Origin of the sequence: Pseudomonas helmanticensis (assembly GCF_900182985.1) — a bacterium.
GTDB lineage: Bacteria > Pseudomonadota > Gammaproteobacteria > Pseudomonadales > Pseudomonadaceae > Aquipseudomonas > Aquipseudomonas helmanticensis.
Genome location: NZ_FXUY01000001.1, coordinates 3,637,529 through 3,657,651, shown reverse-complemented (window position 1 = coordinate 3,657,651; position 20,123 = coordinate 3,637,529). Strand labels below are relative to the sequence as shown.

General features: G+C 61.1%; 22 protein-coding genes. All 22 read right to left on the bottom strand.

What is annotated here, in order from left to right:
* Positions 1-48: 48 nt before the first annotated feature.
* Entirely contained in the window at positions 49-1,749 is a 1,701-nt protein-coding gene (gene ureC, locus QOL84_RS16375) for an urease subunit alpha (protein WP_283437876.1), read from the bottom strand.
* A gap of 201 nt (positions 1,750-1,950) precedes the next feature.
* Positions 1,951-2,256 (bottom strand): urease subunit beta, encoded by a 306-nt coding sequence (locus tag QOL84_RS16370; RefSeq protein WP_093430217.1) that lies wholly within the window; start codon positions 2,254-2,256, stop codon positions 1,951-1,953.
* Entirely contained in the window at positions 2,256-2,789 is a 534-nt protein-coding gene (locus tag QOL84_RS16365; RefSeq protein ID WP_129388432.1) for a GNAT family N-acetyltransferase, read from the bottom strand. Before QOL84_RS16365 ends, QOL84_RS16370 begins: the two co-directional genes overlap by 1 nt.
* 5 nt (positions 2,790-2,794) lie before the next feature.
* Entirely contained in the window at positions 2,795-3,328 is a 534-nt protein-coding gene (locus tag QOL84_RS16360; RefSeq protein WP_283437875.1) for a GNAT family N-acetyltransferase, read from the bottom strand.
* 9 nt (positions 3,329-3,337) lie between these two features.
* Positions 3,338-3,640, bottom strand: a complete 303-nt coding sequence (gene ureA / locus QOL84_RS16355) for an urease subunit gamma (protein ID WP_008085431.1) — start codon at positions 3,638-3,640, stop codon at positions 3,338-3,340.
* Positions 3,641-3,790: 150 nt separating this feature from the next.
* Positions 3,791-4,630 (bottom strand): urease accessory protein UreD, encoded by an 840-nt coding sequence (locus QOL84_RS16350; protein WP_283437874.1) that lies wholly within the window; start codon positions 4,628-4,630, stop codon positions 3,791-3,793.
* Between the two features lie 43 nt (positions 4,631-4,673).
* Positions 4,674-5,372 (bottom strand): urea ABC transporter ATP-binding subunit UrtE, encoded by a 699-nt coding sequence (gene urtE, locus QOL84_RS16345; RefSeq protein WP_053116875.1) that lies wholly within the window; start codon positions 5,370-5,372, stop codon positions 4,674-4,676.
* Positions 5,373-5,506: 134 nt separating this feature from the next.
* Complete coding sequence (urtD, locus tag QOL84_RS16340) at positions 5,507-6,376, bottom strand: urea ABC transporter ATP-binding protein UrtD (protein WP_283437873.1); 870 nt, start codon at positions 6,374-6,376, stop codon at positions 5,507-5,509.
* A complete protein-coding gene (urtC, locus tag QOL84_RS16335; protein WP_283437872.1) occupies positions 6,373-7,452 on the bottom strand; it encodes an urea ABC transporter permease subunit UrtC in 1,080 nt (359 codons plus the stop codon). Before urtC ends, urtD begins: the two co-directional genes overlap by 4 nt.
* Complete coding sequence (urtB, locus tag QOL84_RS16330; protein WP_283437871.1) at positions 7,452-8,954, bottom strand: urea ABC transporter permease subunit UrtB; 1,503 nt, start codon at positions 8,952-8,954, stop codon at positions 7,452-7,454. Before urtB ends, urtC begins: the two co-directional genes overlap by 1 nt.
* A gap of 220 nt (positions 8,955-9,174) precedes the next feature.
* Positions 9,175-10,440, bottom strand: a complete 1,266-nt coding sequence (urtA, locus tag QOL84_RS16325) for an urea ABC transporter substrate-binding protein (protein ID WP_129388453.1) — start codon at positions 10,438-10,440, stop codon at positions 9,175-9,177.
* Positions 10,441-10,666: 226 nt separating this feature from the next.
* Positions 10,667-10,960, bottom strand: coding sequence for a 7(1) septoil knot domain-containing protein (locus tag QOL84_RS16320; RefSeq protein WP_283437870.1), 294 nt, complete (start codon positions 10,958-10,960; stop codon positions 10,667-10,669).
* A 161-nt stretch (positions 10,961-11,121) separates the two neighbouring features.
* Positions 11,122-12,501, bottom strand: a complete 1,380-nt coding sequence (locus QOL84_RS16315; RefSeq protein ID WP_283437869.1) for a PepSY-associated TM helix domain-containing protein — start codon at positions 12,499-12,501, stop codon at positions 11,122-11,124.
* Positions 12,502-12,601: 100 nt separating this feature from the next.
* A complete protein-coding gene (locus QOL84_RS16310) occupies positions 12,602-14,722 on the bottom strand; it encodes a TonB-dependent copper receptor (RefSeq protein ID WP_283437868.1) in 2,121 nt (706 codons plus the stop codon).
* Positions 14,723-14,806: 84 nt separating this feature from the next.
* Positions 14,807-15,253 carry a DUF2946 domain-containing protein gene (locus tag QOL84_RS16305; protein WP_283437867.1) on the bottom strand — a complete coding sequence of 149 codons (447 nt, stop codon included), beginning with the start codon at positions 15,251-15,253 and terminating at the stop codon, positions 14,807-14,809.
* A 21-nt stretch (positions 15,254-15,274) separates the two neighbouring features.
* Positions 15,275-15,754 carry a copper chaperone PCu(A)C gene (locus QOL84_RS16300; RefSeq protein WP_283437866.1) on the bottom strand — a complete coding sequence of 160 codons (480 nt, stop codon included), beginning with the start codon at positions 15,752-15,754 and terminating at the stop codon, positions 15,275-15,277.
* Between the two features lie 48 nt (positions 15,755-15,802).
* Complete coding sequence (locus QOL84_RS16295; protein WP_129388471.1) at positions 15,803-16,201, bottom strand: DUF2946 domain-containing protein; 399 nt, start codon at positions 16,199-16,201, stop codon at positions 15,803-15,805.
* Between the two features lie 112 nt (positions 16,202-16,313).
* Complete coding sequence (locus tag QOL84_RS16290) at positions 16,314-16,637, bottom strand: helix-turn-helix domain-containing transcriptional regulator (RefSeq protein ID WP_008078139.1); 324 nt, start codon at positions 16,635-16,637, stop codon at positions 16,314-16,316.
* Between the two features lie 3 nt (positions 16,638-16,640).
* A complete protein-coding gene (locus QOL84_RS16285) occupies positions 16,641-16,976 on the bottom strand; it encodes a type II toxin-antitoxin system RelE/ParE family toxin (protein ID WP_008078140.1) in 336 nt (111 codons plus the stop codon).
* A 56-nt stretch (positions 16,977-17,032) separates the two neighbouring features.
* Complete coding sequence (locus QOL84_RS16280; RefSeq protein ID WP_283437865.1) at positions 17,033-17,758, bottom strand: cobalt-precorrin-6A reductase; 726 nt, start codon at positions 17,756-17,758, stop codon at positions 17,033-17,035.
* Complete coding sequence (locus tag QOL84_RS16275; RefSeq protein WP_283437864.1) at positions 17,755-18,852, bottom strand: cobalt-precorrin-5B (C(1))-methyltransferase; 1,098 nt, start codon at positions 18,850-18,852, stop codon at positions 17,755-17,757. Before QOL84_RS16275 ends, QOL84_RS16280 begins: the two co-directional genes overlap by 4 nt.
* Positions 18,845-20,056 carry a precorrin-6y C5,15-methyltransferase (decarboxylating) subunit CbiE gene (gene cbiE / locus QOL84_RS16270; RefSeq protein WP_283437863.1) on the bottom strand — a complete coding sequence of 404 codons (1,212 nt, stop codon included), beginning with the start codon at positions 20,054-20,056 and terminating at the stop codon, positions 18,845-18,847. Before cbiE ends, QOL84_RS16275 begins: the two co-directional genes overlap by 8 nt.
* Positions 20,057-20,123 lie beyond the last annotated feature (67 nt).

Sequence of the window (20,123 nt, the reverse complement as noted above, 5' to 3'; positions counted from 1 at the left end):
GGCATACGCAGGCCCTTGTACTCGCGGATCTTGAAAGGCTTTTTTGGGTTAGAACAGGAAATACCGCTGCGCCATCGGTAACGTTTCCGCCGGCTCGCACCACAGCAACACGCCGTCAGCCTTGACCTGATACGTCTGCGGATCAACATCAATGTTCGGCAGATAGTCGTTGTGAATCAGGTCGGTTTTCTGCACATCACGGCACCCCTTCACCACGGCGATTTTCTTCTTCAACCCCAACGCTTCCGGCAACCCGGCCTCCTGCGCCGCCTGGCTGATAAAGGTCAGGCTGGTGGCGTGCAGCGAGCCACCGTAACTGGCGAACATCGGACGGTAATGCACCGGTTGCGGTGTCGGGATCGAGGCATTGGCGTCGCCCATCAAGCTCGCGGCAATCGCGCCGCCCTTGAGAATCAGCGTCGGTTTGACGCCGAAAAACGCCGGACGCCAGAGCACCAGATCCGCCCATTTGCCAACCTCGATCGAACCGACTTCATGGCTGATGCCATGGGTGATCGCCGGATTGATCGTGTATTTGGCGATGTAGCGTTTGGCGCGGAAGTTGTCGTTGCCTGCGCCGTCCTGCGGCAGCGGGCCGCGTTGTTTTTTCATCTTGTCGGCGGTCTGCCAGGTGCGCGTGATGACTTCGCCGACGCGGCCCATGGCCTGGCTGTCGGAGCTGATCATCGAGAAGGCGCCGAGGTCGTGAAGGATGTCTTCGGCGGCAATCGTTTCGCGGCGAATACGGCTTTCGGCGAACGCGACGTCTTCGGCGATGCTCGGGTCGAGGTGATGGCAGACCATCAGCATGTCGAGGTGTTCGTCGATGGTGTTGCGGGTGAACGGCCGTGTCGGGTTGGTCGAACTTGGCAGCACATTGGGGAAACCGCAGGCCTTGATGATGTCCGGCGCGTGGCCGCCACCGGCACCTTCGGTGTGATAGGTATGGATGGTGCGGCCCTTGAACGCGCCGAGGGTGGTTTCGACGAAACCGGATTCGTTGAGGGTGTCGGTGTGGATCGCCACCTGCACGTCGAACTGATCGGCGACGCTCAGGCAGTTGTCGATGCTCGCCGGGGTGGTGCCCCAGTCTTCATGCAGCTTGAGGCCGATGGCGCCGGCCTTGACCTGTTCGATCAGCGGTTCCGGCAGGCTTGCGTTGCCCTTGCCGGTGAGGCCGATGTTCATCGGGAAGGCATCGGCAGCCTGGAGCATGCGCGCCAGATGCCACGGGCCCGAAGTGCACGTTGTGGCGTTGGTGCCCGTGGCCGGGCCGGTGCCGCCGCCGATCATGGTGGTGACGCCACTCATCAGCGCTTCTTCGATCTGCTGCGGGCAGATGAAGTGGATGTGCGTGTCGATGCCGCCAGCGGTGAGGATCATGCCTTCACCGGCAATCACTTCGGTACTCGCGCCGATGGCGATGTCGACGTTGGGCTGCACGTCGGGGTTGCCGGCCTTGCCGATCGCGAAGATGCGCCCGTCCTTGAGGCCGACGTCGGCTTTGACGATGCCCCAGTGGTCGATGATCAGCGCGTTGGTGATTAGCGTGTCGACCACTTCGGCGGCGAGCAGCTGGCTTTGGCCCTGGCCGTCGCGGATGACTTTGCCGCCGCCGAATTTCACTTCTTCGCCGTAGGTGGTGAAGTCTTTTTCGACTTCGATCCACAGTTCGGTATCGGCCAGGCGCACCTTGTCGCCGACGGTGGGGCCGAACATGTCGGCGTAGGCTTGTCTGGAGATTTTCATGCAGCGTCCTTCAGGAAAATAGTGGTGAGCCATCAACCCTCACCCTAGCCCTCTCCCAGAGGGAGAGGGGACTGATCGCGGGTTTCTTCCGACAGACATCGACCTGAAATATCGAGTCGAACTCAGGATCGGAAAAGCCCCCATTCGGCTCCCTCTCCCTCGGGAGAGGGCTGGGGTGAGGGGCGGCGGTGCATGCAGATGTCAGAGGTCGCCCATGATCCGTCCGGCAAACCCGAACACCCGGCGATGCCCGGCGTAATCGACCAGCTCGACTTCGCGACTCTGCCCCGGCTCAAAACGCACGGCAGTGCCTGCGGGAATATTCAGGCGCATGCCACGGCTCGCGGCGCGGTCGAAGGTCAGCGCGTCGTTGGTTTCGAAAAAGTGATAGTGCGAGCCGACCTGGATCGGCCGGTCGCCGCTGTTGGCGACTTTCAGGCTGATAGTGCGGCGGCCGACGTTGAGTTCGATGTCGCCGGGCTGGATCTGGTATTCGCCAGGAATCATCACTGGGCTCCTTGCAGAATCTTGAAATAGAGGGCGGTCGGGCGATACGTGCCGGTCGGGTCGCAGGCGTAATCGGGAATCTGACCTGCGCGGGTGTACCCCAACGCCTTGTAGAAATCTTCGGCGGGCGAGCCGGCCTCGGTGTCGAGGTAGAGCATGCCGCGCTTGTGCTTGGGCGCTTCGAGTTCCAGCGCACTCATCAATTGCTGGCCAAGACCGCGCCGCCGCGCGTTTTCGCGCACCAGCAGTTTCTGCACCTCGGCGCGGTTGAGACCGTTGCGCTTCTGGCACAGACCCAATTGCACACTGGCCTGCACCTGTTCGTCCTTGACGACCACCCAGAGCAATACGCTGCCCTTGTTGACGCTGTCCTGCACCTCATCGAAATACGCGCGCGCCTGAGCCGCATCGAGATCGGCCATGAAGCCGACGCTGGCGCCGTAGCCCACGGCATCGAGCAGCAGATCAATCAGGCCCTGACGATAGTGGGCAAAACTTTCAGCGTTGACGCGGCGCAGTTGGGCGGCGTTCATCGGTGTCACTCCTTGTTGGCGTCAGGCGGCTCCGCGCCAGGATTGAGGGTCAGTTGCATGAAGGTCAGGTCGAGCCAGCGGCCGAACTTGGTGCCGACCTGCGGCATCTGCCCGGTGATGACGAAACCGGCGCGCTCGTGCAGACGAATCGAAGCGGCGTTGCCGCTTTCAATGGCGGCGACCATCACGTGTTTGTCGCAAGTTCTGGCGCGCTCGATCAGCGCCGTCATCAGTTGCGGGCCGAGTCCATTGCCACGCTGATCGCTGCGCACGTATACCGAGTGCTCGACGGTATGGCGAAAGCCATCGAACGGTCGCCAGTCACCGAACGAAGCGTAGCCGAGCACTGTGTTGTCGGCGTCGACGATCACCAGAATCGGGTAGGCCTGGGCCTGACGCGCGCTGAACCACGCCTGGCGATTGCCGAGGTCGACGGCCTGTTCATTCCAGATCGCCGTGGTGTTGAGCACAGCGTCGTTGTAGATGTCACGGATCGCCGGCAGGTCGGCGTGGATGGCATCGCGAATGGAGTAAGTCATGGCGCGGCCTCAGACGATCGGTTGGTGGACGGTGACCAGTTTGGTGCCGTCGGGGAACGTCGCTTCGACCTGGATCTCGGGAATCATTTCCGGGATGCCTTCCATCACTTGTTCGCGGCTGAGCAGGGTGGTGCCGAAGTGCATCAGCTCGGCGACAGTCCGGCCGTCACGCGCGCCTTCGAGCAGCGCGGCGGAGATGTAGGCCATGGCTTCCGGGTAATTGAGTTTCACGCCGCGCGCCAAACGCCGCTCGGCGACGAGGCCGGCGGTGAAGATCAGCAGCTTGTCTTTTTCGCGTGGGGTCAGGTCCATTGTGGGAATCCAATATCGGCAGTTAAAAATAATGACGTACACCCTGTAGGAGCTGCCGGAGGCTGCGATCTTTTGATCTTGATCTTGAAAAAACAAAATCAAAAGATCGCAGCCTCGTTTCACTCGACAGCTCCTACAGGGGAATGCATTTCAGGTGTTCCAGATTCGGGGGGGCTGGGCTTCGCGGTCCAGCAGCACCGGGCGTAGCAGGCGCCATAAATCGATGAGCCACGCGCGGGCGAGCAATGCTTCGCTGGCCAGACAACGGGCGACCAGCAGCCCTGGCAACTGGGTCAAATCCCCGCGCACTTCGTGTCCGAGCGAGCGGCAACGTTCGAGCAACTCAGCGTCAATTTCACCGGTCACCAACAACGTCGCAAACACCGGATGGCCATCCAGCCCGATCGGCGAATCGAGCAAGCCATCACCGCCGACAATGCGCTGGCGTTCATGCCAGAGCAAACGGCCGTCGCGACGAATATCCAGGTGCGCCTGAAAGTGCCCACGGTCGAAACGCTCGCCACTCGCCGGACGACCCAGCGCCACCACATCCCAGTAGAACAGCCGCGCATCACCCTGCAGATCGATCGAAGTCGTGAGTTCGGCCTGGGCGGCGCTGTAGACGATGGTTTCCTGTGGCAGCCATTCCAGGGTCGCCCCGGCCGCCACCTGCAAATCGAGTTTCTGGTAGGCCGGGCCACCGGCGCGATACCACTTGGCCGCGCCGGGGCTGGTGATCTGCGCCCAAGCGCCAGGTTCGACGCGGGCGCTGATGTCCAGCCGATCGCCGCCGGCAATACCGCCCGGCGGGTGAACGATGATGTGTTGGCAGACTTCGGGGCCTTCGGCGTACAGGTGTTTTTGTACGCGCAGCGGGCCGATGTGCCGGCGCATGACCGGGCGCGTGCAATCGCCGAAACGCGCGTAGGCGAGTTCCAGCTCGGCGTGCCAGCTCGGGGTAAACAGGGCAGGTGCAACAGTCGAATTCATGGTTTGTAATTATCGTTAGGAAGCTACAGATTAGTTCGTTGTACTAGATCGTTACCAGCCCGCGTACACCCTCGGCCTCCATATTTTCACCGCGACCCTGCTGCACGATTTCGCCCCGGGACATCACCAGGTACTGATCGGCCAGTTCCGCCGCGAAATCGTAGAACTGCTCGACCAGCAAAATCGCCATGTCGCCGCGCGCCGCGAGTTTCTTGATCACCGCGCCGATCTCCTTGATCACCGAGGGTTGAATGCCTTCGGTGGGCTCATCAAGGATCAGTAAACGCGGACGACTGGCCAATGCGCGACCAATCGCCAGTTGTTGCTGCTGACCGCCGGAGAGGTCACCGCCGCGACGCTGCTTCATTTGTAGCAGCACCGGGAACAATTCGTAGATGAAACTTGGTACTTCTTTGGCTTCACTGCCGGGGAAACGCGACAAACCCATCAGCAGATTCTCTTCCACCGTCAGGCGTCCGAAGATCTCGCGGCCCTGCGGCACATAAGCGATCCCGGCGTGAACACGCTGGTGCGGCTTGAACGTGGTGATCGGTTTGCCCTCCCAATTCACCGCGCCTTCTTTGGCCGGCAGCAAGCCCATCAGGCATTTGAGCAGGGTGGTTTTGCCGACGCCGTTACGGCCGAGCAGGCAGGTGACCTCGCCGACCTTAACGTCGAAAGACAGGCCACGCAGGATGTGGCTACCGCCGTAGTACTGGTGCAGCTTGTCGACTTGCAGCATGTCCAAATTCTCCTCGGTGATCGTTCCCACGCTCTGCGTGGGAATGCCGCCATGGACGCTCTGCGTCCGCTTTTGTGTGACGCGGAGCGTCACGGGATGCATTCCCACGCGGAGCGTGGGAGCGATCTGAGTCTTCAGCGGCCGAGGTAGACCTCGATCACGCGCTCGTTTTCCTGCACTTGCTCCAGTGAGCCTTCGGCCAAAACGCTGCCCTGGTGCAACACGGTCACATGGTCGGCAATCGAGCCGACAAAGCCCATGTCATGCTCCACCACCATCAGCGAATGCTTGCCCGCCAGGCTCTTGAACAGTTCAGCAGTGAACTCGGTTTCGGCATCGGTCATTCCCGCCACCGGCTCATCGAGCAGGAGCAATTGCGGGTCTTGCATCAACAACATGCCGATCTCGAGAAACTGCTTCTGCCCGTGGGACAACAACCCCGCCGGGCGATTAACCGAGGTGGTCAAACGGATCGTCTCCAGCACTTCGCTGATCCGGTCCTTCTGCTCACTACTCAGGCGCGCACGCAAACTGGCCCACACCGACTTGTCGGTCTTCTGCGCCAGCTCCAGGTTTTCAAACACGCTCAGCGCTTCGAACACCGTCGGCTTCTGGAACTTGCGACCGATGCCGGCTTGGGCGATCTGCACTTCGCTCATCTGCGTCAGGTCCAGCGTTTCGCCGAACCACGCCTTGCCGTGGCTCGGTCGGGTCTTGCCGGTGATCACGTCCATCAGCGTGGTTTTGCCCGCGCCGTTGGGGCCGATGATGCAGCGCAATTCACCGACGCCGATGTACAGGTTCAGATTGTTCAGCGCACGAAAGCCATCGAAGCTGACGCTGATGTCTTCCAGTGTCAGGATCGTGCCGTGGCGGGTGTCGAGGCCCGGGCCGACGCTTTGCCCGAGGCCGATCGAGTCGCGGCTGGTGCCAGCGTCCTTGTTCGGCTCGACGGGAAAAAAGGCCGGTTCCAGCATGAATTCAGCGCTCGCCGTGACTCTCATTGTTCACCTCGTTTCTTCAGCAGACCGATCACGCCTTTGGGCAAATACAGCGTCACGACGATGAACAGCGCGCCGAGGAAGAACAGCCAGTATTCCGGGAAGGCCACGGTAAACCAGCTCTTCATGCCGTTGACCACACCGGCACCGAGCAGCGGGCCAATCAGCGTGCCGCGCCCGCCAAGGGCCACCCAGACTGCTGCCTCAATCGAGTTGGTCGGCGACATTTCGCTCGGGTTGATGATCCCGACTTGCGGCACATACAACGCGCCGGCCAGACCACACAACACCGCGCTCAACACCCACACGAACAGCTTGAAACCACGCGGGTCGTAGCCGCAGAACATCAAACGGTTTTCCGCATCGCGCAGCGCCGTCAACACACGACCAAATTTGCTTTGCGCCAGGCGCCAGCCGATGAACAGACTCGCCACCAGCAGCAACACCGTGGCCAGAAACAACACCGCGCGCGTGCCCGGTTCAGTGATGCCGAAACCGAGAATCGTGCGGAAATTGGTAAAGCCGTTATTGCCGCCAAAACCGGTCTCGTTGCGAAAGAACAGCAACATCCCGGCAAAGGTCAGGGCCTGGGTCATGATCGAGAAATACACGCCCTTGATCCGCGAGCGGAAGGCGAAGAAACCGAATACCAGCGCCAGCAAACCCGGCGCCAACACCACCAGACACATCGCCCAGACGAAGCTGCTGGTGCCGGTCCAGTACCACGGTAATTCGCTCCACGACAGGAAAGTCATGAACGCCGGCAAGCCATCGCCGGCAGCCTGACGCATCAGGTACATGCCCATCGCATAACCGCCGAGCGCGAAGAACAGACCGTGGCCCAGCGACAGCAAACCGGCGTAACCCCAGACCAGATCCAGTGCCAGGGCGACGATGGCGTAGCAGAGGATTTTGCCGACCAGTGTCAGCGTGTACGCCGAGACCGACAGCGTACTTTCCGCCGGCAACAACGACAGCAGCGGCAAGGCGATCAACAGGGCGAGGATCACCGCGCCAATCGCGATGGTTACCTTCGGCCCGGCCTTTTGTGTGGCCGTGACTAACAGAGGCTGGTTCATCAGTCGATCACCCGTCCTTTCAGTGCGAAGAGGCCTTGCGGACGTTTCTGGATAAACAGAATGATCAGCGCGAGGATCAGGATCTTGCCGAGCACCGCACCGATCTGCGGTTCGAGAATCTTGTTGGCGATGCCCAGGCCGAATGCCGCGAGCACGCTGCCGGCCAACTGGCCGACGCCGCCGAGCACCACCACCAGGAACGAGTCGATGATGTAGCTCTGGCCGAGGTCCGGACCGACGTTGCCGATCTGGCTCAGCGCCACGCCGCCGAGGCCGGCAATGCCTGAGCCCAGGCCGAAGGCGAGCATGTCGACGCGACCGGTCGGCACACCGCAGCAAGCTGCCATGTTGCGGTTCTGGGTGACGGCGCGGACGTTGAGGCCGAGGCGGGTTTTGTTCAGCAGCAGCCACGTCAGCACCACCACAAACAAGGCGAAGGCGATGATGACGATGCGGTTGTACGGCAGCACCAGATTCGGCAGCACTTGAATGCCGCCCGACAACCACGCCGGGTTGGCGACCTCAACGTTCTGCGCGCCGAACAACAGACGCACCAGTTGAATCAACATCAGGCTGATGCCCCACGTGGCGAGCAGGGTTTCCAGTGGGCGACCGTAGAGGTGACGAATCACCGTGCGCTCCAGTGCCATGCCGATCGCCGCCGTAACGAAGAACGCCACCGGCAACGCAATCAACGGGTAGAACTCGATGGCCTGTGGTGCGTAGCGCTGGAACATCAACTGCACCACATACGTCGAGTAGGCGCCGAGCATCAGCATTTCGCCGTGGGCCATGTTGATCACGCCGAGCAGGCCGAAGGTGATCGCCAGACCGAGCGCGGCCAACAGCAGAATCGAACCGAGCGACATGCCGCTGAAGGCCTGGCCGAGGATCTCGCCGATCAGCAGTTTGCGTTTGACCTGGGCGAGGCTGGTTTCGGCGGCGGTGCGCACGTTGGCATCGGCTTCGACGCCGGGTTCGAGCAAACCTTCGAGGCGCGTACGGGCCAGTGGATCGCCGGTTTCGCCGAGCAATCTCACCGCGGCGAGGCGCACGGCGGGGTCAGTGTCGACCAGTTGCAGATTGGCCAGCGCCAGGCTCAGGGCGGCGTGGACGCCTTGATCTTTTTCGCCAGCGAGTTGCTGGTCGAGGAATTTCAGCTGCGCGGGTTTCGCGCTTTTCTGCAATTGCTGCGCGGCAGTCAGACGGATTTTGGCGTCGGCGGCGAGCAATTGATGGCTGGCCATGGCAGTGTCGATCAGACCCCGCAGGCGATTGTTCAGGCGCAGGGTTTTCGCTTGGCCGTCGATGGTCAGTTCGCCTTGTTGCAGGGCGTTGATCAATTCGATACGTGCCGGGTCGGGCTGCGCAGCCCAGGTTTCGAGGAGTTTGGCCTGTTGCACGGGATTGGCCGCGACGAAGTCTTCGGCATCGCCGGCGTGGGCCAGCATCGGCAACAAGAGTGCGATGGTGAGAAGCAAGCGGTGTATGGCAGTGGGCATGAGTGGTGTCCTGTTCAACCGCCCCCTCACCCTAACCCTCTCCCGGAGGGAGAGGGGACTGACCGAGGTGTTTGGACGATGTGCTACGACCTGCGAATTCGAGCCGAACTCAAGCTTTGAAAAGCATGAAGATCGGCTCCCTTTCCCCCTCGCCCCCTTGGGGGAGAGGGTTGGGGTGAGGGGGAAAAGATCTCCGCCCCACCGCAAACCCAAGTCAGACTCAGTTGCTCTTCACCGCATAATCCGGCTTCTTGTCGTTGCCCTGAATGAACGGGCTCCAAGGTTGCGCACGGACGGGCCCTTCGGTCTGCCACACGACGTTGAACTGACCATCGGCCTGAATCTCGCCGATCATCACCGGTTTGTGCAGGTGGTGATTGGTCTTGTCCATGGTCAACGTGTAGCCAGACGGCGCGGCAAAGGTCTGGCCGGCGAGGGCTTCGCGGACTTTGTCGACGTCAGTGGACTTGGCTTTCTCAACCGCCTGCGCCCACATGTGGATGCCGACGTAGGTGGCTTCCATCGGGTCGTTGGTCACGGCTTTGTCAGCGCCCGGCAGGTTGTGTTTCTTCGCGTAGGCCTTCCAGTCATCGACGAACTTCTTGTTTACCGGGTTCTCCACCGACTCGAAGTAGTTCCACGCCGCGAGGTTGCCCACCAACGGTTTGGTGTCGATGCCGCGCAGTTCTTCTTCGCCGACCGAGAACGCTACGACCGGCACGTCGGTGGCTTTCAAACCCTGGTTGGCCAGTTCTTTGTAGAACGGCACGTTGGAGTCGCCGTTGACGGTCGAGATGACCGCAGTCTTGCCACCGGCCGAGAACTTCTTGATGTTGGCAACGATGGTTTGATAGTCGCTGTGACCGAACGGCGTGTAGACCTCTTCGATGTCCTTGTCGGCGACGCCTTTGGAGTGCAGGAACGAACGCAGGATCTTGTTGGTGGTGCGCGGGTAGACGTAGTCGGTGCCGAGCAGGAAGTAGCGTTTGGCGCTGCCACCTTCTTCGCTCATCAAATATTCAACCGCCGGGATTGCTTGCTGGTTTGGCGCAGCGCCGGTGTAGAAAACGTTCGGCGACATCTCTTCGCCTTCGTATTGCACCGGGTAGAACAGCAGGCCGTTGAGCTCTTCGAACACCGGCAACACTGATTTACGCGACACCGACGTCCAGCAGCCGAACACCACGGCGACCTTGTCCTGGGTCAGCAACTGCCGGCCCTTTTCGGCGAACAGCGGCCAGTTTGATGCTGGGTCAACCACCACTGGTTCAAGCATCTTGCCGTTGACGCCGCCCTTGGCGTTGATCTCGTCGATGGTCATCAGCGCCATGTCTTTGAGCGACGTTTCGGAGATCGCCATGGTGCCGGACAACGAATGCAGAATCCCGACCTTGATGGTCTCGGCGGCCTGGACAGTCCAGGTCATGCCCATCGCGGCAATGGATGCCGTGAGTGTGAAAGCCTTGATCAAACTGCGACGCTTCATTGTGCGATCTCCATGAACATTTGAAGTTTTTTTGGTTGGCAGATGCGGACGACTGAAGGTGTGTTTTGCAAGGGCTGTGCCCGGTCGGGATCGGGCAGGAAAATGTCGTGTTAGAGCGGTTGCGCGCAGAGACTGCGCACCAGGAGGGGACGTGCGGCGGGGCGTGGTGCGGGGAAGTGCTTCATTGTGGTGCTGCCGCAGGGCGACAGCGGTAAGGCGTGGCGGGTCAGTTCACCCCGGGCCAGGAGTCGACGTATTTGATGGTGAAATCGGGGTAGGCGTCGACAATTTGAATCTTGTAATCAGGGTATTGATCGACGATTTGCCATTTGCCGACCGAGTCAGGCCACTGGGTGACTTGCTTGACCTTCAGGTCTGGCCAGGAGTTATCGATCTTCACTTTGTAGTCGGGGTAAGAGCTGACGAACTGGATCTTGCCGTAAATCCGCGAGACATCGACTTTGGTATTGGCCGACGCCGAACCGCAAACCAACACCAACAGCGCAACCTTTTTGAACATGACACTCATCCTGAGACTGGAAAGACACGCAGTCTAAATCAGCCGCACACGCACGTGAAACACCCCCTGTAGGAGCTGCCGCAGACTGCGATCTTTTGATGTTGTTTTTCAAGATCAAGATCAAAGGATCGCAGCCTGCGGCAGCTCCTAAATGGGGTAGATCAGGATGAGGTCGAGGCGGACTCGGTTTGCCTGCTCAGGCGCGACAGCAGCAGGCGATCCAGCAACCACACCACCAGCAGCGAAGCGCCCACCAGCGGAAATACAACCGCCAGCGCGAGCATGATCACCACGCCGGTTTTCCACTTCGGCAGGTCATGGCGCAGCGGCGGCACGCCGAACTTGCCTTGTGGTCGGCGCTTCCACCAGATCACCACGCCGCTGACGGCACTGAGCAGAATCATCAGGCAGATCAGCAGCACGACAATCTGGTTGAAGGTGCCGAACATCTTGCCTTCGTGGAGCATCACGCCAATTTCCGTGGCGCGAGCAACGGTACCGTATTGCTCGAAACGCACATCGGCGAGGACCTTGCCGGTGTACTGATCGACGTGCAGGGTCGCATCGTTGCGCGGGTCATCGGCGAACACGGCGATGGTGAACACCCCGGTGGCGGTGGTCGGCAGGGTGATGCTGTAGCCGGGCTCGACCTTGCGCCCCGTAGCGATGTTCTGCACGTTTTGCAGGCTGATGATTGGTGCTGCCGGGCCTGCATTGGCGCCGCCGTGGGCCATGTGCTCGGCGTGATCGCCGGACATCGGCATCGGCGTGTTTTCCATCGCCCATGGCACGGTCTGGCGCGTGGCGCTGTTAAGGGTTCGCGCTTCGACGTCGGAGGTCGGTACGTTGTCCCACATCGCCGCCGGGAAGACGTTCCACACTTGCGCGTATTGCTTGCCCCAGAAACCGGTCCAGGTCATGCCGCTGAGCAACATCACCAGCAGCAATGTCGCGCCCCAGAACCCGGTGACCGCGTGCAGATCCCGCCACAGCACGCGGCCACGGCTGTTCAGCCGTGGCCACAGAATGCCGGCGGCCTGACCGCGCGGCCACCACAGGAACAGCCCGGACACCACCAGCACCACGCCCCAGCCGGCGGCCATTTCGATCAGACGGTCACCGACAGTGCCGATCATCAGTTCGCCGTGGATGGCGCGGGCGATGGCTTGCAGGTTCTGCTTGGCATCCTGCTCGCCGAGGATGTCGCCGTGGTACGGATCGACGAATACGTTGAGTTCGTGGCCGGCGTTTTTCACCACGAATTGCGCGCTGCGTTCAGCATTGACCGGCGGCAGGTATTGCGTGACCTGACCTTGTGGATAAGCGCTTTTTACCCGTTGCAGCAAGTCATCGGCCGAGACGGTGTGATGACCGGCGGGGACGTTGAGCAGGCTGCTGTACATCAGTGAATCGAGCTGCGGTTTGAACAGGTAAATGATGCCGGTCAGGGCCAGCATCACCATGAAGGGGGCGACAAATAGACCGGCGTAAAAATGCCAACGCCAGGCCAGGTTGTAGAAGTTCGGTTTGGGCTGTTTCATCACGTGTGCTCCGCTGGGCGAATTTTTTAGATCAAGAGATCGCAGCCTTCGGCAGCTCCTACAGGGGTACATGCGGGCTGCGATCTTTTGACTTTTTTTGTTAGAAACTCATGTCGACCTTGGTCCAGAGCGTGCGCCCCGGTTCATTGATCGCTTGCGGGTCGTTGGCCGGGTAGCCGAAGCCGGCGTTGCCCGCCAGGTTCAGGTGTTCGGCGTAAGCCTTGCCGAACAGGTTGTCGACGCCGCTGCTGACCTTCCAGTTCTTGTTGATCCGATAGGCACCGTTGAGGGAGAACACGCCGAAGCCCGAACTCTTGTCGTAATCCTTGCCGACCACGTTGCCCTTGTTCTGGTCAATACGGTTTTGCGCGGCAACCACCCTCCACAGTGCGCCGGCGCTCCAGTTGTCTTCGCTGTAGGTCAGGCCGAAACGCGCGTCCAGCGGCGGCATCTGCGGCAGAGCCTTGCCGTCGCTGCTGTTCTTGCCCCAGGCGTAGGCCAGGGTCGCGTCGGCTTTCCAGTGGTCGGTGAGTCTGTATGCGGCACCGAGTTCACCGCCCATGATTCGCGCGTCGATGTTCTCCGCGCGCGAGGTGCTCATGCCTATCATTGCGGGCGTGTAGTCGAAGAGGATGTAGTCGCGGACCACGCCGATGTAACCCGAGGCCCAGGCTTCGAGGTCGGCGTTCTTGTAGTTCACGCCGAAATCGAACTGGGTGGTCTTTTCCGGTTTGATCGAATCGAACGCATTGACCGATCCCGCCGGGCCAGACTTGGGCGAAAACAATTCCCAGTAATCGGGGAAGCGCTGCGCGTGACCCAAACCTGCATAGAGTGTGGTCGGGCTGTCGGCGAGGTCATGCTCGTAGCGGATAAAACCGCTGGGCAGGGTGTCGGCACGGGTATCGTCGGCGGTCGGGTTGGGGCGGGACATCATTCCCGAGCCGGTGGTTTGCCGGTAATCCTTGGCTGAAGCGCGGTCGACGCGGGCACCAGTGATCAGCCGGTCACGGTCGGCGGCATACCAGGTCATTTCGCTGAACACGCCGTAGTTATGGAAATCGGCGTCCTTGTTGTACGGCTGATCCTTGTAGGTGTCGATGCCCATGCCACTGCGTTGACGGTGTTCGTTGGTCTGCGCGTCGAGGCCGGTGATCAGTTGGATATCGGCCCAACGCCAGGTCGCTTTGAGCCGCGCGCCGAGGGTGCGGCGGTCGACGTTGGAGGCCATGGGGCCGGCCATCATGCCGGTGCCGGACGGCGTGCGCAGGGTGTAATTGTCCATCACGTGGTCGGCGTAGTTGTAGTAGACCTGCGCTTCGAGCTTCTCCAGCACGTCGGTGATGTTGGATTTTTCGAAGCGCAGGCCGAGGCTTTCACGCAAGAACTGCGAGCCGTCCATGCCGCGCCCGGCGTAGCGGGCTTCGCCGTCGCCCTTGCCGGCGGTGAGTTCGATCAGGGTGTCGGCGTCCGGGGTCCAGCCGAGCGCGACGTCACCGTTCCACTTGTCGTAGCGCGAGGCGACGATGTCGTTGTTGCCGTCGCGGTAATCGTCGGAATGCGCGGTGTTGCCGATCACGCGCACATAACCCGACGGGCCACCGGCGGCGGCGTCGACGACCTTGTCGAAGCGTCCGTGGGATCCGGCCAGCACGCTGGCGTTTACGCGGGTGCCGAGCTCACCGAAGCTTTCCGGCTCGCGATCGAACAGCACCGTGCCAGCTGATGCGCCCGGGCCGTAAAGCACGGTTTGCGGGCCTTTGATCACCGTGAGTTTGTCGTAGGTTTCCGGCGAGATGTACGAGGTCGGTGCGTCCATGCGGCCGGGGCAGGCACCAAGCATCATGCTGCCGTTGGTGAGGATGTTCAGGCGCGAGCCGAACATCCCGCGCAGCACCGGATCACCGTTGGTGCCGCCATTGCGCACCAGCGCAAAACCCGGAATGGTCTTCAGATAATCGCCGCCGTCACTGGCCGGCACGGGTTGGCGCGGATCTTTTGGATTAGTGACGATGGTCAGCGGCGAGCTCGGCGCAATCGCGGTGATCACCGTCGGGCTCAGTTCTTCGTTGTGGCCGGTGTGTTCATCGGCCAGCACCAGCGGAGATAGCAGGACGCCGCAAAGGACGGCGGTAGCGTGCCTGAAACGAATGCGCGATTCGTTCAAAGCGAAGGATGCCGGGGCACAGCCCGAGCGTGGAACAGCAGAAAACCTGGACATGACAATTTCCATCAAACAGTCGTAAACGACACGGCCGGCAGCCTGAAGCTGTCTTCTCAACCGTGTGCAATCAAAGGTGCGTGTTTACGTTGCGATGGGTGGGGCGCGGGTGCGGGCGCCGGGGAAGAAGGTCTGCCGGGCGTGGCCCAGGCGCGGCGAGGGTGGGGTGAAGGTGTTGACGTGGGTGATGCTGAATGTGGCGAAGTCACCACCACCGGTCAGCGCCGGGCAGTTGAACAGCAGGCTGCAATAGCCGCACTTTTCCCATAGCACGTGGTGCGAAGACTGCGGCGGACAGTGTTCGGCGCTCGGTTTCGCGTCATGCCCGGAATGATCCATGCCCGGCATGTCCATCGACATGTCCATGCTCATCGGCATCGATGTCGAGGCGTGTTGATCCATCGGCATCGACTGAGAAATCAGCGGGCCGATGAAGATCATCAACATGGCGAACAGGGCGATCCAGCTGCCGCAGGTCAGGTGTTGAGTCTGACAGCGTTGCACGGATGGCCTGGCGCTCAGCGGGCGCATGGGCGGATTCTGCCGGAAGGCTTACTGAGCGTGCGCGTGGGCCTGCGTGGTTTCCGGCGGTTTCTTCTGCACCGAGACTTCGACGGTGACGTCACCGGCCTTCTCGAAATGCAGGGTCAGCGGGAAGCTTTTGCCGTCGCTGAGCAGGCTGCGATCGCTCGGGTTGAGCAACATCACGTGATAGGCCATCGGCGCAAACGTCACGTTGCCGCCGGCCGGGATTTCCACGCTCGGCACTTGCTGCATCTTCATCAGATCGCCCTGCATCACGTGTTCGTGCAATTGCGCCTCGGGGGCAATCGGCGAGTCGACGCTGAGCAGGCGGTCGGCGGTTTGGCCGGCGTTGTGAATGACGAAATAGGCGGCGACGGTTGGCGCATTCGGCGGCAATTCTTGCGACCACGGGTGGGCGATCTCAAGTTGGCCCGCCTTGTATTCGTGGGCATGGGCAAAGCACGCCGGCAACAGCAGCGCAGCGACGACGATGAGTTTGTTCAACATGGCAGTTCTCCAGAACGATTTGAAACGCAGGTCAATTGCGCGAACAAATCAAACCAGAGGCGAGGCGCGGGGATTGAGGCTTGGCCATTGCTGGCGTGGAGTGGGTGTTTGCAACGAGGCGGGCGCGACGCTGCGATTGCTTTCGTAGCGGGCGAAGTACAACTGCGGCGAATGCCCCGGCAGCGCCACCAATGGCGCCGAGCCCGAGCAGCACCAGCAATGCTGCATGTTCGAATGCGTGTCGTTGTTCGGGGCTTTTTGCTCGGTGGCGCCGATGTTGATCGCCACCATCTTCGTCCCGCTGCCGGTGCAGAAACTGCTCCAGAGCAATTGTTCGGCCGGTGAATTGGCCGCCTGCGCCATCGCCCCGGTCATCGGCATGGCGAGCATGTTGAACAGCACTGCAAAGCAGGCGATCCAGGCAAATGCTAACCGGTGTCGGTTCATGGGACAGATCCATTGGGTGGGCGATCAGGCGCGGCTATTTAGCCTGATCAGGGCCGATAAGTAAAAAAGCGTCGTGCGGTTTGGTGTCGCAGCGAACTCGTCAATTACTCACTCAATTCGCGGGTACGGCATGAACTTGCATATCTACACCAAGCGTAGCGCGGATTACCGAAAATATTTTGGCCAGGTTATCCATGCTCGGATTGCCTTTGGCTGAAAGCATTCGATGCAAGCTTTTACTCGGCTTTTCGGTCTCCCTTGCGAGCTCTTCAAAGCCGACAGTCGCATTGACGAGATCGCGCAGAATTATTCTGGCCATTTCTGGCTCACCATTCAGGAACAGAGTCGCGGCCTCATCCAGTAATGCTTGAGCAAACTCCGGATCACGTTGGGCGCGTTCTGCGATTGAATGTTTGTAGCTACGAGTGAGAACCATCAATTACCTCCGGTTCTGTTCAGCTTTTTTTCGAATTCGGAATTCGGCTATCAAGGCTTTCGCCTGTTTGATGTCTTTCTTTTGAGTCGATTTGTCGCCGCCACCAAACAATATGATCAGACGTTTTCCTTCTTGTATGAGGTAGATCCGGTACCCTGGACCCCAATTGATTTTGTATTCACCTAAGCCATCGAACCATTTGATATTGGAAGTATTGCCCAATTCCAACCTGACCATGGCATTTGAGACCTTCAGTGCCGCCTGCACGCTCAAAGTGGAGATCCACCGACCAAATGGGCTTGATTCGTCTTCTTGTAGATATTCTTCGAGTGTGATCACGGTCAGCCCTGAAGGTAACAAATAGGTTACTTATCATGCAAGCTGTGGATCTTGCCTTATGAGATGAACTCCGCCAACGCAGCAACTGTTTCTTGACGCGACAGAAACTCCCGATCAACCCCCGGCAACCCCGGGCGCTTCAACACAAGCACCGGCACCCCACGCTCGCGGGCCACTTCCAGCTTCGGCTCGGTCGCGGTGCTGCCGCTGTTCTTGCTGATCAGCACATCGATCTGCCGCCGTTCGAACAACACGCGCTCATCCTCAAGCACAAACGGCCCGCGTGCGCCGATGACTTCGCAGCGTTCGTTGCCGGGATAAACGTCGAGCGCGCGCAGGGTCCAGAACTGCTCGGCGGGGATTTCGTCGAGGTGCTGCAACGGTTCGCGGCCCAAGGTGAACAGCGGGCGCCGGAACGGTTTCAACGCGGTGATGAGTTCGGCCCAGTCGCTGACCTCGCGCCAGTCATCACCCGGTTGCGGCTGCCACGCCGGACGGCGCAAGGTCCAGCAAGGGATGCCGGTCAGTTGCGCCGCGTTGGCGGCGTTGTGGCTGATTTGCGCCGCGTAGGGGTGCGTGGCATCAAGCAGCAGATCAATGCGTTCGTCGCGAATAAACTGCGCCAGACCGCCGGCGCCACCGTAGCCGCCGACACGCACCTGACAGGTCAGATCTGTCGGCACCCGGCCAACGCCGGCGAGGCTGTAGACATGTTGTGGCCCCAGCGTACGGGCGATCGCCAGTGCTTCAGTCACGCCGCCCAGCAGCAAAATGCGCTTCATGCAAAACCTCCGGCCTGCCCGACAATGCCGCCCTGACGATCAATCGCAAACACCTCGACCTGCACCTGCGCGGGCACCACGCTGCGGGCGAAATTCAGGGCATGGCGGCAGACTTCATCGCCGAGCGCGATTCCCGCCGCACTGGCCATCGCCAATGCCTGCTGACTGGTATTGGCCTCACGAATGCCTTGCTGCAACGCCTCATCCGCGCCAATTGCCGCCGCCCATTCGGCCAATTGCGGCAAGTCGATACTCGAGTGCCGTGAATGCAGATCCATGTGCCCGGCCGCCAGTTTGCTGATCTTGCCGAAGCCGCCGCACAGACTGAGTTTATCCACAGGCACTTTGCGCAAGTGCTTGAGCACCGCGCCGACGAAGTCGCCCATCTCGATCAGGGCGATTTCCGGCAGGTCGTAGACCCGGCGCATGGTGTCTTCGCTGGCGTTGCCGGTGCAGGCGGCGATGTGCAGGTAACCGTTGGTTTTCGCCACATCGATGCCCTGATGGATCGAGGCAATGTACGCCGCGCAAGAGAACGGCCGGACGATGCCGCTGGTGCCGAGGATCGACAGGCCACCAAGAATGCCCAGCCGCGGGTTCATGGTTTTCAGTGCCAGCACTTCGCCGCCCTCGACGTTGATCGTGACGTCGAAGCCGCCGCCATAGCCGGTTTCCTCGGCGAGCAGGTTCAGGTGATCGCAGATCATCTTGCGCGGCACCGGGTTGATCGCCGGTTCACCCACACCCAATACCAGCCCGGGCCGGGTCACGGTGCCAACGCCGGCACCGGCATTGAACCGAATTCCCGGTTCGCTCACCAGCCGCACCCGCGAATAGAGCAGGGCGCCGTGGGTCACATCGGGGTCGTCGCCGGCATCCTTGATGGTTCCGGCTTCGGCACCGTCGTCGGTCAGGCGGCAGAATTCCAGACGCATCTGCACCTGCTTGCCTTTGGGCAGGACGATCTGCACGGCATCGGCCGACTGTCCGCCGAGCAACAGGCGCGCTGCCGCAAGGCTGGTGGCGGTGGCGCAACTGCCGGTGGTCAGGCCGCTGCGCAGGGGCGCGGGTTGTTCGGCGGTTTCATCACGCATCGAGAGGTTTGACCAGATCGAGCAAGGTGATCGGCAGCGCCTGGCGCCAGGTGTCGAACTCGCCCAGCGGCTGGGCCTGAGCGATATGAATACGCGTCAGTTCGCCGCCATGGCGTTCGCGCCAATGCATCAGGGCGAGTTCGCTTTGCAGGGTCACGGCGTTGGCGATCAGTCGGCCCCCGGGCTTGAGCTGTTCCCAACAGGTTTCAAACACACCTTCGCGAGTCACGCCGCCGCCGATGAAGATCGCGTCCGGGCGCTCCAGCCCGGCGAGGGCCTGTGGCGCACGACCGCGAACCAGTTGCAGGCCGGGTACGCCCAGCGCGTCGCGGTTGTATTCGATCAACTGCTGGCGGCCGTCATCGGCTTCGATTGCCAGCGCTCGGCAACTGGGATGCGCACGCATCCATTCGATGCCGATCGAGCCGCAACCGCCGCCCACATCCCACAGCAGTTCACCGGGTGTCGGCGCGAGGCGGGCGAGGGTGATCGCGCGCACATCGCGTTTGGTCAACTGGCCGTCGTGCTTGAATGCCGAGTCGGGCAATCCGGCAAGTCGCGACAGGCGCGGCGCCTGCACATCGGCCAGGCATTCGATGGCGATCACATTCAGATCGGCAATTGGCGGGTCGTTCCAGTGATTTGCGGTGCTGTCGATACGCCGTTCGGCTGCGCCGCCCAAGTGCTCCAGAACGCTGATGCGACTGCCGCCAAAACCGCGCTCGCGCAACAACGCCGCGACCGCCGCAGGACTCTGCCCGTCATTGCTCAGCAGCAACAGGCGCACACCGCTGAACAGTTGCGCATTGAGCGCCGACAGCGGTCGGGCTACCAGCGACAGAGTCACGACTTCTTGCAACGGCCAGCCGAGGCGGGCTGCAGCCAGCGAGCAGGAAGATGGCGTTGGCAGAATCAGCATCTGCGCGCTCGGCACTTGTCGCGCAAGGTTCGCACCGACGCCGTAAAACATCGGATCGCCGCTGGCGAGCACACAGACAGCTTCGCCGCGCCTCCCCAGTACCGGGGCAAGGGAAAACGGGCTCGGCCACAATTCGCGTTCACCACGAATGCACACCGGCAGCAGGTCCAGTTGACGTTGGCCACCGATGATCCGCGAAGCATTGATCAGGGCGCGCCGGGCATTTTTACCCAGGCCCTTGAAGCCGTCTTCACCGATTCCCACAACCGTCAGCCAGGGTGTCATGCCGTTCCTCAATCTCGTGCGCCCGTTCAAGCGGCGCATGATAGCGCGGCTTCTGTTGTCTGGTGCT

Coding starts and splice junctions, on each gene's coding strand:
- ureA (WP_008085431.1), bottom strand. CDS start 3,640: ATGGACCTGACCCCACGCGAAAAAGACAAGCTGCTGATCTTCACCGCC.
- QOL84_RS16300 (WP_283437866.1), bottom strand. CDS start 15,754: ATGTTGAACAAACTCATCGTCGTCGCTGCGCTGCTGTTGCCGGCGTGC.
- ureC (WP_283437876.1), bottom strand. CDS start 1,749: ATGAAAATCTCCAGACAAGCCTACGCCGACATGTTCGGCCCCACCGTC.
- QOL84_RS16305 (WP_283437867.1), bottom strand. CDS start 15,253: ATGCGCCCGCTGAGCGCCAGGCCATCCGTGCAACGCTGTCAGACTCAA.
- QOL84_RS16295 (WP_129388471.1), bottom strand. CDS start 16,201: ATGAACCGACACCGGTTAGCATTTGCCTGGATCGCCTGCTTTGCAGTG.
- QOL84_RS16350 (WP_283437874.1), bottom strand. CDS start 4,630: ATGAATTCGACTGTTGCACCTGCCCTGTTTACCCCGAGCTGGCACGCC.
- urtD (WP_283437873.1), bottom strand. CDS start 6,376: ATGAGAGTCACGGCGAGCGCTGAATTCATGCTGGAACCGGCCTTTTTT.
- cbiE (WP_283437863.1), bottom strand. CDS start 20,056: ATGACACCCTGGCTGACGGTTGTGGGAATCGGTGAAGACGGCTTCAAG.
- QOL84_RS16290 (WP_008078139.1), bottom strand. CDS start 16,637: ATGGTTCTCACTCGTAGCTACAAACATTCAATCGCAGAACGCGCCCAA.
- QOL84_RS16365 (WP_129388432.1), bottom strand. CDS start 2,789: ATGAACGCCGCCCAACTGCGCCGCGTCAACGCTGAAAGTTTTGCCCAC.
- urtC (WP_283437872.1), bottom strand. CDS start 7,452: ATGAACCAGCCTCTGTTAGTCACGGCCACACAAAAGGCCGGGCCGAAG.
- QOL84_RS16315 (WP_283437869.1), bottom strand. CDS start 12,501: ATGAAACAGCCCAAACCGAACTTCTACAACCTGGCCTGGCGTTGGCAT.
- urtB (WP_283437871.1), bottom strand. CDS start 8,954: ATGCCCACTGCCATACACCGCTTGCTTCTCACCATCGCACTCTTGTTG.
- QOL84_RS16320 (WP_283437870.1), bottom strand. CDS start 10,960: ATGTTCAAAAAGGTTGCGCTGTTGGTGTTGGTTTGCGGTTCGGCGTCG.
- urtA (WP_129388453.1), bottom strand. CDS start 10,440: ATGAAGCGTCGCAGTTTGATCAAGGCTTTCACACTCACGGCATCCATT.
- QOL84_RS16310 (WP_283437868.1), bottom strand. CDS start 14,722: ATGTCCAGGTTTTCTGCTGTTCCACGCTCGGGCTGTGCCCCGGCATCC.
- urtE (WP_053116875.1), bottom strand. CDS start 5,372: ATGCTGCAAGTCGACAAGCTGCACCAGTACTACGGCGGTAGCCACATC.
- QOL84_RS16280 (WP_283437865.1), bottom strand. CDS start 17,758: ATGAAGCGCATTTTGCTGCTGGGCGGCGTGACTGAAGCACTGGCGATC.
- QOL84_RS16360 (WP_283437875.1), bottom strand. CDS start 3,328: ATGACTTACTCCATTCGCGATGCCATCCACGCCGACCTGCCGGCGATC.
- QOL84_RS16275 (WP_283437864.1), bottom strand. CDS start 18,852: ATGCGTGATGAAACCGCCGAACAACCCGCGCCCCTGCGCAGCGGCCTG.
- QOL84_RS16370 (WP_093430217.1), bottom strand. CDS start 2,256: ATGATTCCTGGCGAATACCAGATCCAGCCCGGCGACATCGAACTCAAC.